Source organism: Cyclobacterium sp. 10D3-21, assembly GCF_055809755.1.
Map to the genome: position 1 here is coordinate 3,543,241 of NZ_CM147924.1, position 20,072 is coordinate 3,563,312.

At 41.0% G+C, this 20,072-nt stretch carries 16 protein-coding genes; 12 read left to right on the plus strand and 4 right to left on the minus strand.

The annotated features are described in order from the left end of the window. The first annotated feature begins 23 nt into the window (after positions 1–23). The 9 genes from AC0L7T_RS14155 to AC0L7T_RS14195 all read left to right on the plus strand — a co-directional run bounded on the left by AC0L7T_RS14155 (position 24) and on the right by AC0L7T_RS14195 (position 9,644). Complete coding sequence (locus tag AC0L7T_RS14155) at positions 24–1,595, plus strand: hypothetical protein (protein WP_473343312.1); 1,572 nt, start codon at positions 24–26, stop codon at positions 1,593–1,595. Positions 1,596–1,603: 8 nt separating this feature from the next. Next, the gene (locus AC0L7T_RS14160; RefSeq protein ID WP_473343313.1) at positions 1,604–2,707 is read left to right on the plus strand and encodes a tryptophan 7-halogenase; all 1,104 of its coding nucleotides are present in this window, start codon (positions 1,604–1,606) and stop codon (positions 2,705–2,707) included. 152 nt (positions 2,708–2,859) lie between these two features. Next, positions 2,860–4,191 carry a TolC family protein gene (locus AC0L7T_RS14165; protein WP_473343314.1) on the plus strand — a complete coding sequence of 444 codons (1,332 nt, stop codon included), beginning with the start codon at positions 2,860–2,862 and terminating at the stop codon, positions 4,189–4,191. Positions 4,192–4,202: 11 nt separating this feature from the next. Continuing rightward, entirely contained in the window at positions 4,203–5,405 is a 1,203-nt protein-coding gene (locus AC0L7T_RS14170) for an efflux RND transporter periplasmic adaptor subunit (RefSeq protein ID WP_473343315.1), read from the plus strand. A 9-nt stretch (positions 5,406–5,414) separates the two neighbouring features. After that, entirely contained in the window at positions 5,415–6,158 is a 744-nt protein-coding gene (locus AC0L7T_RS14175) for an ABC transporter ATP-binding protein (protein WP_473343316.1), read from the plus strand. A 2-nt stretch (positions 6,159–6,160) separates the two neighbouring features. After that, positions 6,161–7,381 carry an ABC transporter permease gene (locus AC0L7T_RS14180; RefSeq protein ID WP_473343317.1) on the plus strand — a complete coding sequence of 407 codons (1,221 nt, stop codon included), beginning with the start codon at positions 6,161–6,163 and terminating at the stop codon, positions 7,379–7,381. A 4-nt stretch (positions 7,382–7,385) separates the two neighbouring features. After that, positions 7,386–8,423 (plus strand): sensor histidine kinase, encoded by a 1,038-nt coding sequence (locus tag AC0L7T_RS14185; RefSeq protein WP_473343318.1) that lies wholly within the window; start codon positions 7,386–7,388, stop codon positions 8,421–8,423. Between the two features lie 4 nt (positions 8,424–8,427). Beyond that, complete coding sequence (locus AC0L7T_RS14190; protein ID WP_473343319.1) at positions 8,428–9,159, plus strand: LytR/AlgR family response regulator transcription factor; 732 nt, start codon at positions 8,428–8,430, stop codon at positions 9,157–9,159. 110 nt (positions 9,160–9,269) lie between these two features. Further along, on the plus strand, positions 9,270–9,644 hold the full coding sequence (locus AC0L7T_RS14195) for a GxxExxY protein (RefSeq protein WP_048643626.1): 375 nt from the start codon (positions 9,270–9,272) through the stop codon (positions 9,642–9,644). 142 nt (positions 9,645–9,786) lie between these two features. Here the strand turns inward: AC0L7T_RS14195 and AC0L7T_RS14200 are convergent, their stop codons facing one another. The 4 genes from AC0L7T_RS14200 to AC0L7T_RS14215 all read right to left on the minus strand — a co-directional run bounded on the left by AC0L7T_RS14200 (position 9,787) and on the right by AC0L7T_RS14215 (position 15,731). Continuing rightward, on the minus strand, positions 9,787–10,917 hold the full coding sequence (locus AC0L7T_RS14200) for an amidohydrolase family protein (protein ID WP_473343320.1): 1,131 nt from the start codon (positions 10,915–10,917) through the stop codon (positions 9,787–9,789). 3 nt (positions 10,918–10,920) lie between these two features. Next, entirely contained in the window at positions 10,921–11,472 is a 552-nt protein-coding gene (locus tag AC0L7T_RS14205) for a DUF2911 domain-containing protein (protein ID WP_473343321.1), read from the minus strand. A 95-nt stretch (positions 11,473–11,567) separates the two neighbouring features. Continuing rightward, positions 11,568–13,787, minus strand: coding sequence for an outer membrane protein assembly factor BamB family protein (locus tag AC0L7T_RS14210; RefSeq protein WP_473343322.1), 2,220 nt, complete (start codon positions 13,785–13,787; stop codon positions 11,568–11,570). A 66-nt stretch (positions 13,788–13,853) separates the two neighbouring features. After that, positions 13,854–15,731, minus strand: a complete 1,878-nt coding sequence (locus tag AC0L7T_RS14215; protein ID WP_473343323.1) for a PQQ-dependent sugar dehydrogenase — start codon at positions 15,729–15,731, stop codon at positions 13,854–13,856. 1,020 nt (positions 15,732–16,751) lie between these two features. Between AC0L7T_RS14215 and AC0L7T_RS14220 the strand changes: the two genes are divergently transcribed. From AC0L7T_RS14220 to AC0L7T_RS14230, 3 genes are all read left to right on the plus strand, one after another. Next, positions 16,752–17,723 carry a phosphotransferase gene (locus tag AC0L7T_RS14220; RefSeq protein ID WP_473343324.1) on the plus strand — a complete coding sequence of 324 codons (972 nt, stop codon included), beginning with the start codon at positions 16,752–16,754 and terminating at the stop codon, positions 17,721–17,723. Beyond that, positions 17,724–18,620: a 3'(2'),5'-bisphosphate nucleotidase CysQ family protein gene (locus AC0L7T_RS14225; RefSeq protein ID WP_473343325.1), complete on the plus strand. Its 897-nt coding sequence runs from the start codon at positions 17,724–17,726 to the stop codon at positions 18,618–18,620. Between the two features lie 167 nt (positions 18,621–18,787). Beyond that, entirely contained in the window at positions 18,788–19,990 is a 1,203-nt protein-coding gene (locus tag AC0L7T_RS14230; RefSeq protein WP_473343326.1) for a putative porin, read from the plus strand. Positions 19,991–20,072: the final 82 nt, after the last annotated feature.

Sequence of the window (20,072 nt, forward strand, 5' to 3'; positions counted from 1 at the left end):
ATTAACCCTTAACCACAATAAATATGAAATTTTCAATTTTAAAATCAGATGGTAAATTGAAAATGATCATGGTGTTTACCATGGCATTTTTCATTGCCTCATGTAGCAGACAGAGCCCTGAAAACGATGAATTAATCGAGGTTGACACTAATTATATTACTATCAGTGCCACAATACCCAATAATCCCCAGGACCAAAGCCCCGAAGGCCTGGCCAAGTTTGCCTGGGAAGAATTTTTAGCCCTAAACTGGCAATCCTCATGGCAGCAATCGAATGCCGGAGCTGATGCCAACAAACGCGGTATAGCCAACAGCGCCTGGGATCCCAGTACGGATAGTTATGGTAATCAATTCCAGGTGGTATGGGAAACCTATGCACATGTTACTGAATTGCGTCCTGGTGATGACAATATGCTGCCCTTTGATGAGCCACCTCATTATTCTTATATTGATTTTAAATTTAAAGATGCTGCCGCAAGAGATGGCTTGGATTCCCTTTTGTTCAATAACCTGGATGAGGACAGTGAGATAGGTTCATGTAATATTTATCCTCCAGGTACTGTGGTTAATGGAAACCCATCCGAATTGGTATTGTATGAGGCAAAAGCAAATCGTGACGAATACGATTATGTATTAAATTACTATCCAGACTCTACAAAATTGCAAGTCGCAGCAGACAAAAACCAAGCCAATATTTTGAGTGACAGTGCCTATTATGCTGGAGCTACTTCAAATTGCAATTGCCCTGAGGAGGAAGGGGTGATCTGTTTACCCTGTGGGGGAGATACCAATCCTGCTACCGGTGAGGTATACGTAGGGGCGCTGGAAGTAAAATTGGCCTGGCAAAAGGTGAAATCAGGAGAAAATACCGATAGCTTTTTTACCCGAAACAATATTTATTACTTTAAAGATAGTGCAAAGAATATTGTTTATGACAACGCACTTTTTAAGCTGATAGGCATGCATGTTATCCATAAGACCAAAGATAACCCTGAGTTTATTTTTGCCTCATGGGAGCATAAGGGTGTGGAAGACCAGGACTACGAATTACAACTGCTGAATGGAAATGGAGATGTGGTTGGCCAACCCAGCCCATATACCAGGTATAGCCCGGTTCCGGCCTATTTAGATTCTGTCAATAAAATGGTACATCAACAAATTGCTGCAACATACAGTAATGGATTAGGTATATGGCAGAACTATCGCTTGATAGGTGTTCAGGGAAAACCAGTAGATTACGCCAATAGGGCAAGTGATCCCAATTATTTTATGGCCAATTATGTGATAGAATCAGATACAGTGACTGCTGGTACTACCAATCCAGGATTGGCCAATTTTCATGGCTCCGGATTTTCTGCTATACCATTTTATGTTAATAATAGTTACAATATTTTAGTTGTTAAAGAGAATAAGTTTCTGGATGCAGGTGGATGTATGGGTTGCCATGGAGTGGCACAAACTACAGAAGGTACAGATTTCAGTTTCTTATTGGATCATGGAGCGGGTAAACCTGTAGCGAATCCGGCTACTATTAATTCCATCCTTCCAAGTGAAAAAACAAACATCAAGAAATACTTATTCGCCATAGCTAAATAAGGTTCAGTATGATTGAATATTTGGATGTTGTGATTATCGGAGGAGGACCTGCAGGAGCTGCGGTAGCACTCACCTTGAAAAAGCGACATCCAAATTTAAGCATTGCATTGATTGAGGCCAGTAATTACGAGCAATGGAGAGTGGGAGAGTCCCTCTCTCCTGATGCTGGCAAAGCCTTTAGGGAATTAGGGATATGGGACGCTTTTCAACATTTAAATGCGGATAAGGCCCATGGCACGCATGCCGCATGGGAGAATGAAAGGCTTCATGAAAATAACTATTCCTTTCATCCGGAAGGAATAGGTTGGCACATCAATCGGGTGGAATTTGACCGATGGCTGGCGCAGGAAGCCGCCAATAAGGGAGTCAAATGGCTAACCCAAACAAGGTATGTTCGTTCCGAGAAAACACATGAATCCTACCATCTGCTCAATTTTAAGACCAAGGATGGAGAACTTAAGTTAAAAGCTGGATTTGTAGTTGATGCCTCTGGAAGATCAGCTGTATTTACAAAAGAAAAAAACGACAAAATCCGGAGATTTGATCGGCTTTCGGCCTGTATTGGTCTTTTTAATACAGATAAAAAGCAAACCCAGACTGACAAATATACTTTGGTAGAAGCTTCCAACTCAGGCTGGTGGTATTCTTGTGTTCTCCCCGATCAGCAGCTAGTGCTAGCCTATATGACAGATGCTGACATTTTAAAAAAGGAAAAATGGAAGGATTCATCAAACTTCTGTCAAAGAATAAAAAATACCAAGTACATCAAAGAAAACCTGCCTGAGACCTTCAGTCCAACACAAATGCATGTACTAAGTGCTGCTTCATTGCAGCATGAAACCATTTGCGGACCGCATTGGCTGGCGGTTGGTGATTCCTGCTCCACTTTTGATCCGCTGTCCTCCCAAGGCATCTACAAGTCCATTCGATCCGGAATGTTTGGCGGCTATGCCATTTCGGATTTTTTAAACGGAGATTCTAGGTCTTTTGAAAAGTACCAGCGATTTGTCCAGGAAGAATATACAGAATACCTACTGGTTCGAAATCAATTTTACGCCAAGGTAAAACGTTGGCCGGAGGAGCTCTTTTGGCAAAGAAGACAAGCGGTCTAATGAATCAGGATGTACGCTAGTGCATTTTACAAAATTTCACCATCGGTAAAATAAGGGCTTTTGTATAGGCAATCCGGCCAAACGTCTATTGCTCTTTCATAAAATATCCTATAGTCTCACATTTGAAGTGTTAATCTAAAACACTTTATAAAATGAAACTGTATCTCATCCTAGCAAGCTTATTTTTAGTGCAATTCTCTTTTGCACAGGAAGTCGCCAAAACCCCAACACCGGAAGTATGGTCCTTAGAAGATTGTATTAACTACGCCCTTGAAAATAACATTACCGTTAAAGAGGCCATCCTTAATTTGGACATCGCAGCAGTAGTTTATGACAGGGCCAAATCATCCAAATTGCCCAATTTATTTGGCAATGTTTCTCAAAGCTTTACTAGCGGAAATACCATTGACCCTATTACTAGTGATTTTGTTACTGAACAAATCAATAGTAATAATGTGGGGATAAATAGCTCCATCACCTTGTTTCAAGGCAATCAACTTAACAATCAGATTGCCCAAAATAAGTTGTTAATGGAACAAAGTTTCTTTCAGGGTGAAATAGAAAAGAACAACATTGCTTTAAGCATTTTAGAAACCTATCTACAGGCATTATACAGCAAGGAGAGCATCACAATAGCTGAAAATAATTTGGATGCTTCAGAGAAGGAAGTTTTGCGCGCAAAGGCCCGCTTGGATGCAGGAACCATAGCTTTAAGCGACTACACAGAAGCTCAAAGCCAAGCGGCTACCAACAAGTACAATTTGATTTCCGCTAAGAATACCTACGAACAATACATTATTGACCTTAAGCAATTGTTGGAGCTGTCTCCAATAGAGGACATGGACATTGAAACCATTGATGAAAACATGGATTTAATTAACCTTGAAATCAACAAGACAGCCATTTATTATAAGGCGCTACAGTTTATGCCAGAGATTGAAGTCAGCAACTTAAATATAGCGGTGAACGAGAAAGAACTGGAAATAGCCAAAGGCGCTTATTTGCCAACATTGGCCTTGACTGGAAGCCTTGGTTCAGGGTATACAAGTATCAATTACAATTCATTTTCTGAACAGTACAATAACAATTTTAACCAAAGGCTTGGCCTTACCTTATCCATTCCCATTTTCAATAGAAACCAAACCAAATCAGCGGTAAAAACGGCTTCAATAAATATTGAAAAAGCCCAAATACAGAAACAAGGAACAGAGAAAGTAGTGTATAAAAAGGTAGAAACAGCCTACCAAAATGCGGTATCGGCTCAGGAACAATTGTTTGCTGCAAAAGCCTCTCAGGAAGCTGCCGAACAATCGTATAGACTTGCCCAAAAGAAATACGAGCTGGAAGACTTAAGTACCACAGACCTGGTGATTAGCCAAAACACTTATACCAATGCCCAACAAAACTATTTGCAGGCCAAGTATTTAAATATTTTATACCATCAATTGTTACAATTTTATCAAGGAAACGACATCAAACTATAATTAATTTTAACATGAAAACTAAAAAGAATGTCATCATAGGCAGCATCCTATTGGTAATTCTAGCCTTTGCTGCTTACAAATATATAAAAGGTGATGATGCCGTGGTAATAGAAGTTAAAACGGTGCCTGCCAAAAAAGCAGATGTTACCACCATGGTTACGGCAACGGGTACCATAGAACCCATAACTCAGGTTGAAGTCGGTACCCAGGTGTCAGGTGTGGTCGAAAAAATATATGTGGATTATAACAGCGAGGTTAAGGAAGGGCAGCTCATTGCAGAGTTGGACAAAACCAACCTAAAAGCATCACTTACACAAACCCAGGCGGCTTATGACAATGCCGTAAGTCAAAGGGATTATCTGAAAACCATTTACGACAGACAAAAAACCTTGTACGACAATCAGGTCATCAGTAAGTCAGATTATGATGAAGCGAATTACAATTACCAAACGGCCAAAGGAACGGTAACGCAGCGATTATCTGATCTTCAATCGGCCAGAACCAATTTGGGTTATGCCAATATTTATTCACCTATTGATGGTGTGGTATTGTCCCGAGACATCGATGAAGGGCAAACCGTTGCGGCAAGTTACAGCACACCTACCTTATTTACGATTGCACAGGATTTAAAAGAAATGCAGGTGGAAGCGGATGTTGATGAAGCGGATATTGGGCATGTAAAAGAGGGGCAAAGGGTAGAATTTACGGTGGATGCCTATATCGGAGAGACCTTTGAAGGGATTGTAACTCAGGTAAGGTTAGACCCCACAGTTACCTCCAATGTAGTGACCTATACTGTGGTCATCCGAGCAGACAATCCAGATTTAAAACTGAAGCCAGGTTTAACTGCTACCATTTCAATTTTCACCTTGGAACTGAAGAATGTACTGACAGCAGAGGCCAAAGCCATAAACTTCAAGCCAGATCCCGAAACACTTTCAAGCTATAATTTACAGCAAAATTTCCCAAAGCAGGACAATCCATCCAGCAATTCCGCTACCACTATTTGGATCTTAAATAGTCAAGGTGCCCTTGTGCCTAAGTCCATAACCATGGGAGCGAGTGATGGCGTCAATGTGCAACTATTGAGTGGTGTCAATGAAGGAGAGAATTTGGTGTACAGCTTAAAGGGTGTAAGCAAATCTGAACTCCCTAAAGGAGCAAGCAACGAAAGCCCATTTATGCCTCAACGTCCTGGAGGCGACAGAAAATAGTAAACAGTTATGAGCAAGGAAATTATAAAAATTGAGGACTTAAAGCGTTCGTTTACCATGGGAACCGAAACGGTTCATGCTTTAAAAGGCATTACCTTTTCTATAAAGAAAGGTGAATTTGTCACAATCATGGGTTCAAGTGGGTCTGGAAAGAGTACCTTATTGAATATTTTGGGTTGTTTGGATCAACCTACGGCTGGAACGTATGAGATTGATGGGTTACGGGTGAAGGATCTTAGCAAAAATCAATTGGCCACCATTAGAAATGAAAAGATTGGATTTATATTTCAATCCTACAATTTGTTGCCAAGGACAACTGCAATCGAAAATGTGGAGTTACCACTATTATACAACAGTAAGGTTTCTACCGAAGAACGTAAGGCACGTGCCATTAAAGCCTTGGAAATGGTTGGTTTGGGTGACAGGTTTCACCATACGCCTTCGCAGCTTTCAGGGGGGCAACAACAACGCGTGGCTATTGCCAGGTCATTGGTAAATAATCCTGTAATGATTTTGGCTGATGAAGCCACTGGGAACCTGGATACCCGTACCTCCTATGAAATCATGTCTCTCTTTCAAGAATTAAATACAAAGGGTATCACGATAACCTTTGTAACCCATGAACCTGATATAGCAGCATTCAGCAATAGAACGATCGTATTGAAGGATGGCAATATTATCAAGGATTATATGAATGAGAATATTTTATCCGCTGATAGAGAATTGGCGAAATTACCTATAGAAGAGGACTAATCATGAGACTATTAAATCTATTGAAAATAGCTTTTAAAGCCATTGTTCTTAACAAAATGAGAACCTTGCTGACCATGTTAGGTATTATAATTGGTGTGGCATCCGTTATTACCATGCTCGCTATTGGGGAAGGTTCCAAAGAGAGTATTCGTAGTAGTATCTCCAGCATGGGATCGAATATCATCACCATCCGACCTGGAGCAGATGTGCGGGGTGGTGTAAGGGGCAGTGCTAGCGAGATGCAAACCCTAACATTTAAAGATTACGAGGCCATAAAAGAACAATCCACCTTATTGAGCTATATATCGCCTATGGTCAATGGTGGCGGGCAGGTGATCAATGGTTCTAGTAACTGGCCATCTACTATTTACGGGGTTAATCCAGATTACTTGAAAATAAAAGTGGTGGATTTACAAAGTGGAAGCATGTTTACAGATGCTGAAGTTCAATCGGCTGCAAAAGTAGCTTTAATTGGTCAAACAGTTGTGGACAATGTATTTCCAGATGGTAAAGATCCAGTGGGTCAAATGATTCGCTTCAATAACATTCCGTTTAAAGTTATTGGTGTTTTGGAAGAGAAAGGTGAAAACACCTTTGGACAAGACCAGGATGATGTGGTCATTGCGCCTTATACGACGGTACAAAAAAGGATCCTTGCCATAGACTATTTAAATCAGGTAATGGCATCTGCTGTAAGTGAAGAAGATGCGCCAGAGGCAGTTACCCAGGTGACAGAAATTTTACGCAGCCAACACAAACTTAGTGACAGTGCTGAGGACAATTTTAGTGTTCGCTCTATGGAAGAACTTATTTCTACCTTTAGTTCTACCACTGAAATGTTAACCATATTATTGGTAGCTGTAGCAAGTATTTCCTTACTAATTGGTGGTATTGGGATTATGAACATTATGTATGTTTCTGTAAAAGAACGTACTCGAGAAATAGGGTTGCGTATGGCAGTGGGAGGGAAAGGCTCCGATATATTGATGCAATTTCTAATAGAGGCCATATTAATTAGCATTACTGGTGGACTTTTAGGCGTAACCTTAGGTCTGGGAGCTACTGTTTTCATCGAAAAGTTCTTAAATTGGCCAACGAGTGTGGCGCTTTATTCAATTGTAATCTCTTTTGCAGTTTGTGCGGTAACAGGTATCTTTTTCGGATGGTATCCTGCTAGAAAAGCATCATCATTGGATCCAATAACAGCTTTACGTTACGAATAATAGTATGTACCACAATAAAAAAATAACGGTCTTTTCACACTTACTCGTCTGGTTCGTATTATTCAGTATGCCCTATGTTTTGTCCTATGGGCAGGACCAGGAGATAATGAGGGTGTTTGCCCATTTTTGGATTCCATTGTTTTTTTATGCCATTGTATTTTATCTAAATTATACAATTCTGATAGATCGTTTTTTGTTCAGAAATAAAACACTTGTATTTATTGGTATTAATGTTCTTCTCGTTTCCTTCTTTTTATTGCTAAGAGAGGAGTTGGAAAGTACTTTCTTCCAAGAGTTATTAAGAAAAATCCCAAAAGATAGCGAAGGAAGTGGTCCTCCGTTTAAAATGCTTCTCTATGTTCAAATGCTGTCTTATATGGCCCCTTTGCTTTTCGCCATTGCCATAAAAACTACTCAGCGATGGGCACAAACAGAAGCTGAACACAAAGAGGCTGATAACTATAAGTTGAAATCTGAACTTCAGCATTTACATTATCAATTGCAGCCACATTTCTTCTTTAACTCGCTAAACAATATTTATTCCTTAGTGGATATTTCTCCAGAGCAAGCCAAAACCTCTATTCATAGCCTAAGCAAGCTTATGCGCTATATGCTTTATGAGACCAATATGGAAAAGGTTACTTTGGCCAAAGAAATCGATTTTATGAAGAAATACATCGATTTAATGAAGTTAAGGGTATCCGATAAAACAAAGGTGAATTATAATTTCCCATCAGAAAATACAGGCATCCAGATTGCTCCTTTACTGTTTATTTCCCTGATAGAAAACGCGTTTAAACATGGGGTTTCTGCCAGTAAGGAAAGCCAAATCAATATTAAAATGAGCAGTGAAGGGAAAACCGTAACATTCAATATAGAAAATGATAATTTCCCTAAAAAAACCGAAGATAAAAGTGGTTCGGGAATAGGCCTTAAAAACCTTGAAAAGCAGCTTCAATTACTTTATCCAAATAAATACTCGTTCACAAGTAAGGTGGAAGACAACAGGTTTTTAGTAACTTTAGCTATAGAAACAGCCTAAGCCCATGAACAACTTGAAAATTTCCTGTGTGATAGTAGATGATGAGCCCATGGCGCTGAACTTGGTAGAAAGCTATGTGGTAAAAACACCATTTTTGGAATTGAAAAAGAAATGCAGCAGTGCCATTGAAGCCATGGAATTTATAAAATCCTGGCCTGTCGATTTGTTGTTTTTGGACATACAAATGCCCGACCTGACAGGGATTGAATTTTCTAAAATGCTACCTAAAGATACACGGGTGATTTTCACTACCGCTTTTGACCAATATGCCTTGGAAGGTTTTAAAGTAGAAGCCCTGGATTACTTGTTGAAACCCTTTGATTATGCTGAATTTTTAGCGGCAGCCAACAAAGCCAGCACCTGGTTTAATCTGGTCAAAGGAAAACAAGCTGCACCGCTAACAGCCGAAAAAGAGTTCCTCTTTGTAAAATCAGAATACAAACAAGTTCGCATAAAATTGGCCGATGTACTGTATTTTGAAGGGCTGAAGGATTATATCAAAATATGGCTAAAAGACAATCCCAGACCCATTTTAACCCTGATGAGTTTAAAATCCCTTGAGGAAGAATTGTCAGAAACCCAATTTATGCGGGTACACCGTTCCTTCATTGTCTCTTTAAAAAACATCGACGTCATAGAACGCAGTCAAATCCTAATCAACGACCAACGCATCACCGTTTCCGACCAATACAAACCAAAATTCCTGGAATTTGTAAATGGGAATTCATTTCATTGAGATTGGTTTAGTAAACATTATAGCTCTTGATTGAGAGGGATTTATTTTCAGGTATTTCTATTTTTTTATTATATTAATATTTGATGATTTAAAGATTTCCCGATTTTTATATGGAGTTAAAACATAAAGACATCACAGAAAAGATTATTGGCGCTTCATTTGAAGTGCATAAGTTTTTGGGAAATGGCTTCCAGGAAGTTATTTATCAGCGGGCATTGGCATGGGAGATGAGACAGCTGAATCTTGAATTTGCCCGGGAAATAGAGCAGGACATCTTTTACAAAGACCTACCAAGGCCAATTGGTACTCGAAGAGCCGACTTTGTAGTGGAAGGAAAAGTATTGGTTGAGCTCAAAGCCAAAATAGTACTAGAAGACGTTCATTTAGCTCAAGTGCTGAACTATTTAAAAGCCTACAAATTGAAAGTTGGGCTACTTATTAACTTCGGCAGTAAAAGCCTCACATTTAAACGCCTGGTGTTGTAATTGATCGTTGAATCACGGAATAAACGGATGAATCACGGAATAAACGGATGAATCACGGATTAAACGGATTAAAGGATTTCACGGATTTTTTTAATCCGTGAAATCTGTGTAATCAAATTAAATCCGTGATTCCGACGGTATATTAATCGACAACCCCAAACAAAGATTCGTCAATTCCCGGTATCAATTGTAAGGCGTTTTTATAGTAGATTTTCTGCAGGACGGAATCGGGGAGGGCCAGGCCGTACATCTTCCAATGGGCATGTCGTTTTCTGTAATAATCGAAATACTCATCGCTTGTCTCCAACACCCTGAAATACGTGTAGTACTCTTCTTTTTTGTAACTGTCTTTTCCCATTAACACCCTGTCTTGGTAATCAATCAACCAGGCTCTTGCGGTAACGGGCTGCCTGCCCAATTCGGCTAAAACAGCTCCTAATTCCGTGTACATATTTGGCATTTCATCAAGCAAATTCCCCAATCGCTCAAGGTCATTGCCAAACCAACCCAGATGGGCAGAAATAAACTTGGTATTAGGGTGCTTCTTAAAGACATTGTGTTGCTCGGCCATGACTTCTTCAAAAGAAGGGTTCTTTTCCGGGTCTTTGTACCTACTGGGATATTGTTTGAGTTCCAGCCAGCGTTCATTGTTTTTGTCTTTGGGCAACCAAAAAGCTGCAGGCTCACCGGTATGTATTAAAACGGGGATGCCCAACTCCCCACATTTGGCCCAGATAGGGTCCAAGCGTGGATCGTCAACTTTAATTCTATTCCCTGCCTTGTCCTTATCGGTGAGGCCTAAACTTTTATATACCTTCAAGCCTTTTACACCCAACTCCACAGACTTTTCCATCATCTCTAGGGTTTCATTGGGCCATGCTTCATCATCCACCTTTTCAAAATCGATGTTCATAAAAAGAGTGAATCGATCGCTGTACTTTTCATTGACATTGTCCAGCGACCATTCCAGGTATTTCCCCCTAAATCCACTCAAATTGACCATTACTGCCATATTCAGTTCATCCATTTCCTCTACCAAATCGTCCAGGTTTTGAATGGGCATGGTAATTTGATGATTGTGAACATCAATAAAAGGGAATTTGGCCTTGGTTAACAGATGTTCCTGGACTTTAAGCGTAGAAATGGGTGCATATTCTTCCACATCCATTACGTTATTCCGGTATTGGATTTTACCTATCAACCAATAGGCAATACCCAAGAATAGCAAAATGGATAGGGGTAACAACACCCATTTCTTTTTGGAGAATGCCATTGGTTATTGTAGCGCTACAGGTACGGTAAATAGCGTTTGATCCCAGCTATAATTAATGGTAGCACCGCTTTCAGTGGTAACAACGTCTATGGTAAATGTCTCCACTACTGAAGGAGTTTTTTGCACTGGTGCATCGACCGTCACCACATCCAATTCATGATCAGGCTCTGCCACACCAAAGAAAATATTTGTTTCGCTGTTTAAAGTAACCTTGAAAGCATTTGCTCCGGGAACGGCATACATGCTGTATGTCCCTGCTTTTACAGGCTTACCTCCAAAGGTAACGTCCTTGTTAAAAGTGATTTCAGTAGCAGCATTGGCACCCAATCTCCAATATTCACCATAAGGTTGAAGGGCATCATCCGCTTCTTCACCAAATATAAGTCTGCCTTTTTTTGAAGGTTGACTATAATCAATGGTGATTTCCAAACCACCTTCGCTGTATGCCGTAGTGCTTGGTGGACTAACAGGAGTTGCAATAAATAAGCCATAAACAACCCAGACAACAAAGAGTATAAATATAACTCCGACTCCAATTAAAATATTCTTTTTCATAATTGCGGTTTTTAGAATTTGAATTTACGAAATAAATATTGCAAAAGCTTGAATCAAATTAAACGGATAGGCTTGCAAAGGTTTTTTGAAATTTATCAATCCGGCAATGAAAACGCCATTACGGATCCGGCCGTATTTTTCGAATTACCTCCGACAGAAAGTACTATGTATTGCTTGCCATCCACCATATAGCTACTTGGGTTGGCATTGGCAAAGCCCGGTAAATCAATTTCCCAGCGCTTTTCACCCGTATCCTTGTCAAAGGCCCTAAATTTATTGTCTCGGGTCCCTGCTATAAAAACCAGTCCGCCTGCGGTAACCGTGGGTCCGGCGGAACCCGTATCGCCAGTCTCCTGAATCCCTTCCTGCAACTCGGGCTTATTCCCTAATGGCACGCTCCAGGCATATTCCCCTGTATTTAAATTGATAGCATGAAGCAAACTCCAGGGAGGTTTAATTCCTGGTCTTCCTTTCGAATCCCTGAAATATCCATAAGCTGTAAGGTTCAGGTATCGATTTAGGCCACCTACGGATTGGGATGCTATAGAGGCACTTTGATTGTTGTTGATTTCATCCAACAAAGATTTTTCCTGCTGTGGGCTTCCTTTACTTTCGTTCTCGAAGAGGTAGGCCAGGATAGCTTCTTCCCTTGCTTTGTCAGTAATGACACTGGAAAAGCTTGGCATTTTACCTCCTCCTTGTTTTATTTTGGTTAGCACATCTCCTTCACTAATTCTGCCTTTTAATCCAACCAGGGAAGGGTTACCCTGTTCGTCTCCATTTTTGTCCCGGCCATGACAGCTAACACAATAAGTGGAATAGATCGATTCTCCTTGTTTGAAAACGGATAGGTTGGTGATGGCATTTTCAGGCTCCACCTTTTTCATGCGCATGATTTCCGGTGAATCATTTGACCTGACATAAAGGAGGCCAGTAGAGGCATCAAAGGCGGCACCACCCCAACTTGATCCTCCGCGTGAACCGGGAAACTGCAAGGTTCCCTTCACGGACGGGGGAGTAAAAATCCCTTCATAGCGAAGAGAGCGAAATAACTGTACCAGCGAATCTCGTGAGGAAGGGGAGTAATTGGCAAGGTCTGTTTCGTCTAAATATTGTCTGGCATAGGGAGCGGGTTTTAGTGGAAAAGGCTGGGTCGGCCAAGCCTCTTCGCCAGGAATATCCGAGGAGGGAACGGGTCTTTCTTCTATGGGAAACAATGGTTCCCCCGTTTCTCTGTCCAATAAATAGATAAACCCAACTTTGGAAGTTTGGGCTACAGCATCAATTTTTCGGCCTTCGTGTTCTACAGCAACCAGGTTAGGTGGTGCAGGCAAATCATAATCCCACAGGTCGTGATGTACAGTTTGAAAGTGCCAGATGTAAGCGCCAGTTCGGGCATTTACCGCTACTACGGAGTTGCCAAACAGGTTCATTCCTTTGCGGTCTGCACCATAATAATCGTAGGCAGGGGACCCCGTAGAAAAATAGACCACTTCTCGAGAGTCATCTAGACTAAATCCTCCCCAGCTGTTGGCACCTCCGGCATATTTCCATGCATCTTTTGGCCATGATTCATAGCCCACTTCTCCCGGTAATGGAATGGTATGGAAAGTCCAGGTCAATTCCCCGGAACGCACATTGTACGCCCTTACATGACCAGGTTCTGCACCATAAAGTTCAGAAACCTCTGTGCCCAAAATCAACAAATCTTCGAAAATAATTCCTGGTGAAGTGGGTATCACAGAGATTTTATCCGGATCCCCACGCATGCCTTCGTTTAAGTCCACCTTACCTGCCTTACCAAATGAAGATATTGGCATTCCGGTGGATGCATCAATGGCAAAAAGTTTATCGCCCCCGGTAAACAGAATGCGTTTGTCCGGACCGTCCTCCCAGTACGTTACGCCCCGTTTGATTCCACCTCCTCGTTCCCCGTTAAAAGGGTCAAAACTCCACTTTAATCCACCGGTGACTGCATCTACTGCGAATAACCGTCCGCGGGCAGAGGTGGTGTATAGGACTTTATCAATGATGATAGGATTGCTTTCACTATTTTGTGGCCTGGCATCAGCAATGCTGTCATTGGGTTCAAAAACCCATGCCAGGGCAAGCTTGGAGATGTTATCCTTGTTGATCTGATCAAGGTTGGAGTAACTGGTACTTTCCCCATCGCCTTTATAAATGCCCCAATTGGAATAGATATCCTGTTTTTGTGTACAGCTTCCACTCCCTAATAGAAGGGGAATAAAGAGCATCAAGCCATAGCATATCGGGTATCTTGATTTTTTGGCTTTTCTTGAGATGATAGCTTTCATTTTACAGTTATATAGCATTAACAGCCTGTAAATTATTAAAGGTTTGGCTAATAATTAGGTACCGGTTTACTTTACCACTTTTGCCCTGATTTTGGTGACTTCACTTGGCGTGATGGCACTGGCTTTGTTTCCCCACCTGCTTCGAATATAAGTGGTTATAGAAGCTACCGCAAGATCATCCAGGATATTGGCATGAGGTGGCATATACCCGTTGAATGTTTTTCCCCGAACAGTAATCTCTCCCTGTATGCCATTTAAGATAGACTCGACTAGGGTTTCAACATCCCCTTGCACCCGTTCAGATTTGGCTAGAGGTGGGAAACGGTTATTGTCCCCTTGTCCGTTGCGTTGATGACAGGTAGCACAGTAAGTGTTGTAAAGAATTCCACCTTCAAGCAATGAGCCTTTATCCAAATTGTCAACTCCCTCTACCGGAGTTTTGATATAGGTTTTGTTCGCAGTCAATTGGTTTATTTCATCCAATTGCTTTTCCCCAAATTCCTTTTTGTTCCCCTTGTACATGACCCGCCAAATTTTTCCTTTGTTGGAATCGGATATATAAAGGGACCCATCTGGGCCTTCAGCCAATCCCATAGGCCTGTACTTGGCATCTCCAGTGTTTTCTACTGTATCTACTCCCGCAAACCCATCTGCAAAGACTTCCCAATCACCAGCTATCCCATTGTCTAAAGGAACAAAGCAGACGATGAATCCAGCTTGCGGATAGGGAGATCGATCTGTGGAACCGTGAAAAGCAACAAACACACCTTGTTTGTACCTTTCTGGAAATTGGTTTCCTTGGTAAAAATGCAAATCCATAGGGGCCCAATGACCCGGAAACCCAACTACAGGATTATCAAAATCTGCTGCTCTGCCAATGATCTTGCCATCACCTCCATATCCGGGTGACAAAATATTTTTTCCCTGTAACTGATCATAATAGGCGTACGGCCAGCCAAAATCAGCTTCTTCTGTTATTTTCACCAATTTTTCAGAGGGTAGAACAGCTGCCTGCCAGGATGAATATAGCTTTGGATAAAGCGTGTGAAAATTATCTATTCCGTTAACCACCGCATAGAGCTCGTCATCCAGTGGACTCCAAGTCATGCCGACAATGCTACGAAGTCCGGTGGCATATTTAACACCGTCTGTTTGGAATTGCCCCTCCTTGTTGGCGTCAAACTTCCAGACGCCTGCATTCATCTCGCGTTCCGGACTGGGATCCAAGCCCTTTCCTTCTGGGGTACCCGTTGGACCATAGATTTCGATATCCTGACCTGCATCAGAAGGGGATCCGAATGGGATATACATATTTCCCTTCCCATCAAAAGCAGCGGGCTTAGTGGTGTGCCAGTTTCTGGCTACATTGGGATGCGTATCGGTGAGAATAACTTCTGTTCTGCTGCTTGGCACTAATTCCCCAGGGCTTAGTTTATTTCTCAATACCTGCGTTACCGTACTGGTATAAAGGTAACCATTGTGGATGGTTACGCCCACAGCAGAACCACCTACACTTTCATAGTCTCCAAAGCGGACGACGGAGTCTGCTTTTCCATCTCCATTGAGATCTCGCATACCAATGGTGCCTCCCTGCTTGTCCCTTGAAAAGCGGAGTTTGGCATAAATGTCCCCATTGTCATTGACTGTGATATGGCGGGTTGGGCCGGCGCTGTCAATGACCACCAGGGCCTCAAATCCCCCGGGGATGATTAATCCACCATTGTCTATGTCGCCATGAGGCAATTGCTCTTGTTTATTTTCGCAAGAAAAGCTTAAAAGCAGAACAATGAGAAGGCTGTAATTCCAATAACTATGGCAAGTGCCAAAAGTCGAATAAACTAATTTGGTTAATCTACGATAGTGAGGCATGATCTGTGGTGAATTTAATGGGGTGTCAGCATTTTGAACCGGTAATTTAAGCTTCCTGGATCTATTTATCGGCATCCGGCTTAATATTTTATACTGGATGATACGATCTTTTTGATATATGGGGATTATAGTCGTTCCTGCAGTTGATTTTACATGGTTAAAACGGGTTGTCAACTTGAATTTGATGGATAATCAGCTGTATATTCAACAAAGCTATTAGGAATTTATATTTGGGACGTTTACGAAAAAATCCCCCTCTGTCCCATTAAGGGAGATTTTGTTTTTTCAGGACTGTTAAGTACGTTAATAACCTTAGAATTGGTCAGACCTTATCAATGACACAAGTCAGCTATAAATACCCATTTCCGAAAATCCCCCTTGACAAGGGGGCAAGGGGGATTACTGGGGGAACCATAAGTTTTATGCAATTGAAATAATGTGATTCTTCCTTAAAAAGTTTACAGATTATTTTTTAAATACTGGTATAGATTTACAATTTAATACCAAAAAATCCCCCTTTTCCCCCCTTAAAAGGGGGATTTTGATTTTTCAGGACTGCTAAGTACGTTACTAACTTTAAATTGAGTCATCAGCCCGTTTATAATTACCAATTCAGCCATAAATCCCAATTTTCGCTAATCCCCCTTGACAAGGGGGCAAGGGGGATTACTTTGGGAATATCCTATTATACCAAGTAACTCGTCCTAAAAAAAGTTTACAGATTATTGTTTAATATACTGGTATAGGTTTATGGTATACGAAAAAAATCCCCCTTTTTCCCCCTTAAAAGGGGGATTTGTGCATGTTATATTTAGCGGATGCGGTCTACCTGCTAACTTTATCAGCCCGATGAATTATAGGAAATAAGCATAAGATAGCCATTTACGAAAATCCCCCTTTGTCCCCATTAAAAGGGGGATTTGTGTCCGTTTGATGAGTGATTTGCCAGATTTGTCAAATTCCATGCAGAATTCGGCTATAAGAAGAAAATTTCGGTACTTTGGTTTCAGTTAGCGTCGATTAGGAAACAAAAAACGGGTAACTTATTTTTCAAAGCATACAACAACACCATTAATTTAAAATCCTATACAATCCATGCCCTCAATCGAATCCCAAATTCTCCAATGTACAGGGGCGACTGCCATTCTTAACACTGCACATGTGCAAACCTTATGGAGTGGCTATGGTACTATTAAACGCTATACATTAGAAGGAGGGAAGCACAAGTCGGTTATTGTAAAGCATATTTTACTTCCAGAGTACGGCAAACATCCCAGAGGGTGGAATACGGATTTGTCCCATCAGCGAAAAGTCAAATCCTATGCCGTGGAAAGTTACTGGTACCAACATTATGCCCCTTTAACCGATACGAATTGTCAAGTACCACAACTGTTACATGCGGAAGACGAAGGAAGCATGCGGCTGCTTATTATGGAAGACCTCAATGCTTCAGGTTTTCCTATCCGACTAACGCCTGATACCGTTTCATTTTCGGCTGCCAAAAATTGCTTGACCTGGCTGGCACATTTCCATGGAAAATTCATGCATGTTCAGCCCAAAGGACTTTGGGAAATTGGTACCTATTGGTACCTGGAAACACGACCAGATGAATTGGCGAAAATGAAAAATAAATCCCTAAAGAAGATGGCTCCAGCAATCGATAAAAGGCTTAATGAAGCCAGGTTTCAGACCCTGGTACATGGAGATGCCAAGGTGGCGAATTTCTGTTTCGGACCCGAAAATCAGGTGGCAGCTGTGGATTTTCAATATGTGGGCAGAGGGACTGGAATAAAGGATGTGGCTTACTTTATTAGCAGTTGTTTTGCTGAAGAAGACTGCGAACACTATGAGGAGGAACTGTTAAGCCATTATTTTAATTCACTTGAATCAGCGATGGCTAACCAATTTGATTTTCAATTGGTTAAACAAGAATGGTCGGCACTTTATAAATATGCATGGGCGGACCTTTACCGCTTCCTCGATGGCTGGAGTGATGGTCACTGGAAGATGCATGGGTACAGCAAGAGACTTACTCAGTCCGTATTGACAGAATTAAATTACGTATAAATGCTCAACAAAAACAGCCTAACCACACTTTGCCAAAGCGCCATAAACGCAAGCATAGAAGCCGGGAAATTGATTCAATCGCAAGTGGATCAAGCTTACAGTCAACAAAAAAAGCAGGGAGGGTATTCCAAGGCTTCTCAGGTAGTGACCGAAGTTGATTTTAAGGCGCAGGCCATAATTTTAAAACATTTGGCAACCAGTATAGCCCAACAAGGTCTGGGCTTACTCACAGAGGAAGCTGCAGATGATGAATCCCGTTTAATTAAAGATTATTTCTGGTGCATTGATCCCTTGGATGGCACTTTGCCTTTTACCGAGCAGCGTCCGGGTTATGCGGTTTCCATTGCACTTGTCTCCAGATCAGGAGACCCTGTAATCGGCGTAGTCTATATTCCGGATGAGGACTTGTGTTACAGTGCCATCAAAGGACAAGGCATTGACCTAAATGGCCAATCTTTTAGTCTTGGCAATACTGCCAATGATGATTCATTACATGTGTACATGGACAGAAGCATGCAGGGAGCAAATTATTTTCAAGACCTTAAAGACAAGATAAAGCAATGGGCGGAAGGTCAGAATCTTACCAATGTGTTTTACCATGTTGGTTTCGGTGCAGTTCGGAATGCATTGTCGGTATTGTCCCATAGTAATTCTTGCTATTTTAAATTCACCAGAAAGGAAAAAGGGGGGGGTAGCATTTGGGATTTTGCAGCCACACGGTTGATTTTTGAAGAATTGGCTTTGCCTGTAACCAATATAAAAGGAGAAAATCTACATTTAAATTTTCCAGAAACCACCTTTATGAATCAGCAAGGAGTGGTTTATGCCTCAGATGCAAGAATTAGGGAAATGGTTTTGGAGTGGAACCGAGAGTTGGACCTTGATTTTGGTCACTGAAGATAAAAAATGCATCTCTAAAAACTGTTGGGATTATTTTATAAATTAATTCCATTATTCACCAATATCAGGAAGTTGTTTTAGCAATTTTTACATTATTAATTTACCTTACAAAGAAAGGTAAATATCAGAAGCTTACTGCATAAAGAATTGAAAGAGTATCAGGTATGTTTAAAAATATAGGCGTTATTCTTAGAGCACTACGGTATTATATCCTCTTACCAATCCTATTAATATACAGTGTTGATACCTTGGCTCAGGACGAAAATAAGGGCAGTCTTTCTTTGTTTGGAGACTTTAGATTCAGGCCAGAACAGGATTGGGATTCCCGGAATTTTGATGGCTCGTTCAGGGAAGATAGATTCAGATTGCGCTACCGTTTGAGATTCGGATTTAAATATGATTATAATGAGCACATCAGTTTTGGGGCCCGCATTAGAACTGGTGTAAATGAAAGTTTACAATCACCACACAATAATTTTGGTCACCGCGAGTTTACAGGCGTTCCCATAAACTTTGATTTGGTTTATTTGAAAGGGGATTACGAAAAGTTTTGGTGGTTGATAGGAAAAGATAAGTTACCATTTTGGACCCAAAACGAGCTTTTCTGGGATGAAGATGTAACACCTGAAGGGCTAGCAACAGGGGCCAAACTTAAACAAAACGGTTTATCTATAAAACCAAAGTTGGGTTATTTCATTACAAATACTGGCAATGGTGATTTTGACCCCAATGATCCAACCAATGGATCCATTGATGGACATATGCTTGCGGGTCAGATAGAATTAGGGATTGAGGCGAAAAAAACAAATATTACGGTGGCATCAGGTTTTTTCAGTTTGAAGAATATAAACAATGTCCCTACAACAGATTTCTACTATTCGGGTACACGTTTTAAGTTAGATTACGCCATTATTGTATCAAGTATTCAGGTTAAGATACCGACAAAGATGCCACTTACAATTGGCCTGGATCACTTCCTGAATATCGAGGATTATTCTAATTACCCAGACAGTCTAATCAATCCGGTGTTTCAAGATCAAAATCAGGGACTTGTCCTAAGTGCGACAATTGGTCAAATGGAATCAAAAGGAGATTGGCTTATTGGCTATTACTATGCCTACAAAGAAGAATACGCTGTGGTTAGCTATTATACAGAAGACGATTGGATCCGCCTTGGAAACATCAACAGAAATAGAAACACCAACTACCAAGGACATGAAATAAGGTTTGGTTACGCTTTTTCCGAAACGTTTAACCTAATGGCCAGAACCTATTTGGTTAATGGCTTGGTCACGCCGCATACCACAACCGAAAATGGAAAAAGATTTAGAATCGATTTGAATATTAAATTCAATCGGAAAATTTAAAATGATCTACTAATCAGGAAATTTGAGTTCAAATCGCTACCACATGAGAGATTTACATTCTTATAAAGAGTGGTAGACGACA

Excerpts from the sequence above, each read along its gene's own strand:
- AC0L7T_RS14155 (WP_473343312.1), top strand. The coding sequence starts at position 24 with ATGAAATTTTCAATTTTAAAATCAGATGGTAAATTGAAAATGATCATG.
- AC0L7T_RS14160 (WP_473343313.1), top strand. The coding sequence starts at position 1,604 with ATGATTGAATATTTGGATGTTGTGATTATCGGAGGAGGACCTGCAGGA.
- AC0L7T_RS14165 (WP_473343314.1), top strand. The coding sequence starts at position 2,860 with ATGAAACTGTATCTCATCCTAGCAAGCTTATTTTTAGTGCAATTCTCT.
- AC0L7T_RS14170 (WP_473343315.1), top strand. The coding sequence starts at position 4,203 with ATGAAAACTAAAAAGAATGTCATCATAGGCAGCATCCTATTGGTAATT.
- AC0L7T_RS14175 (WP_473343316.1), top strand. The coding sequence starts at position 5,415 with ATGAGCAAGGAAATTATAAAAATTGAGGACTTAAAGCGTTCGTTTACC.
- AC0L7T_RS14180 (WP_473343317.1), top strand. The coding sequence starts at position 6,161 with ATGAGACTATTAAATCTATTGAAAATAGCTTTTAAAGCCATTGTTCTT.
- AC0L7T_RS14185 (WP_473343318.1), top strand. The coding sequence starts at position 7,386 with ATGTACCACAATAAAAAAATAACGGTCTTTTCACACTTACTCGTCTGG.
- AC0L7T_RS14190 (WP_473343319.1), top strand. The coding sequence starts at position 8,428 with ATGAACAACTTGAAAATTTCCTGTGTGATAGTAGATGATGAGCCCATG.
- AC0L7T_RS14195 (WP_048643626.1), top strand. The coding sequence starts at position 9,270 with ATGGAGTTAAAACATAAAGACATCACAGAAAAGATTATTGGCGCTTCA.
- AC0L7T_RS14200 (WP_473343320.1), bottom strand. The coding sequence starts at position 10,917 with ATGGCATTCTCCAAAAAGAAATGGGTGTTGTTACCCCTATCCATTTTG.
- AC0L7T_RS14205 (WP_473343321.1), bottom strand. The coding sequence starts at position 11,472 with ATGAAAAAGAATATTTTAATTGGAGTCGGAGTTATATTTATACTCTTT.
- AC0L7T_RS14210 (WP_473343322.1), bottom strand. The coding sequence starts at position 13,787 with ATGAAAGCTATCATCTCAAGAAAAGCCAAAAAATCAAGATACCCGATA.
- AC0L7T_RS14215 (WP_473343323.1), bottom strand. The coding sequence starts at position 15,731 with ATGCCGATAAATAGATCCAGGAAGCTTAAATTACCGGTTCAAAATGCT.
- AC0L7T_RS14220 (WP_473343324.1), top strand. The coding sequence starts at position 16,752 with ATGCCCTCAATCGAATCCCAAATTCTCCAATGTACAGGGGCGACTGCC.
- AC0L7T_RS14225 (WP_473343325.1), top strand. The coding sequence starts at position 17,724 with ATGCTCAACAAAAACAGCCTAACCACACTTTGCCAAAGCGCCATAAAC.
- AC0L7T_RS14230 (WP_473343326.1), top strand. The coding sequence starts at position 18,788 with ATGTTTAAAAATATAGGCGTTATTCTTAGAGCACTACGGTATTATATC.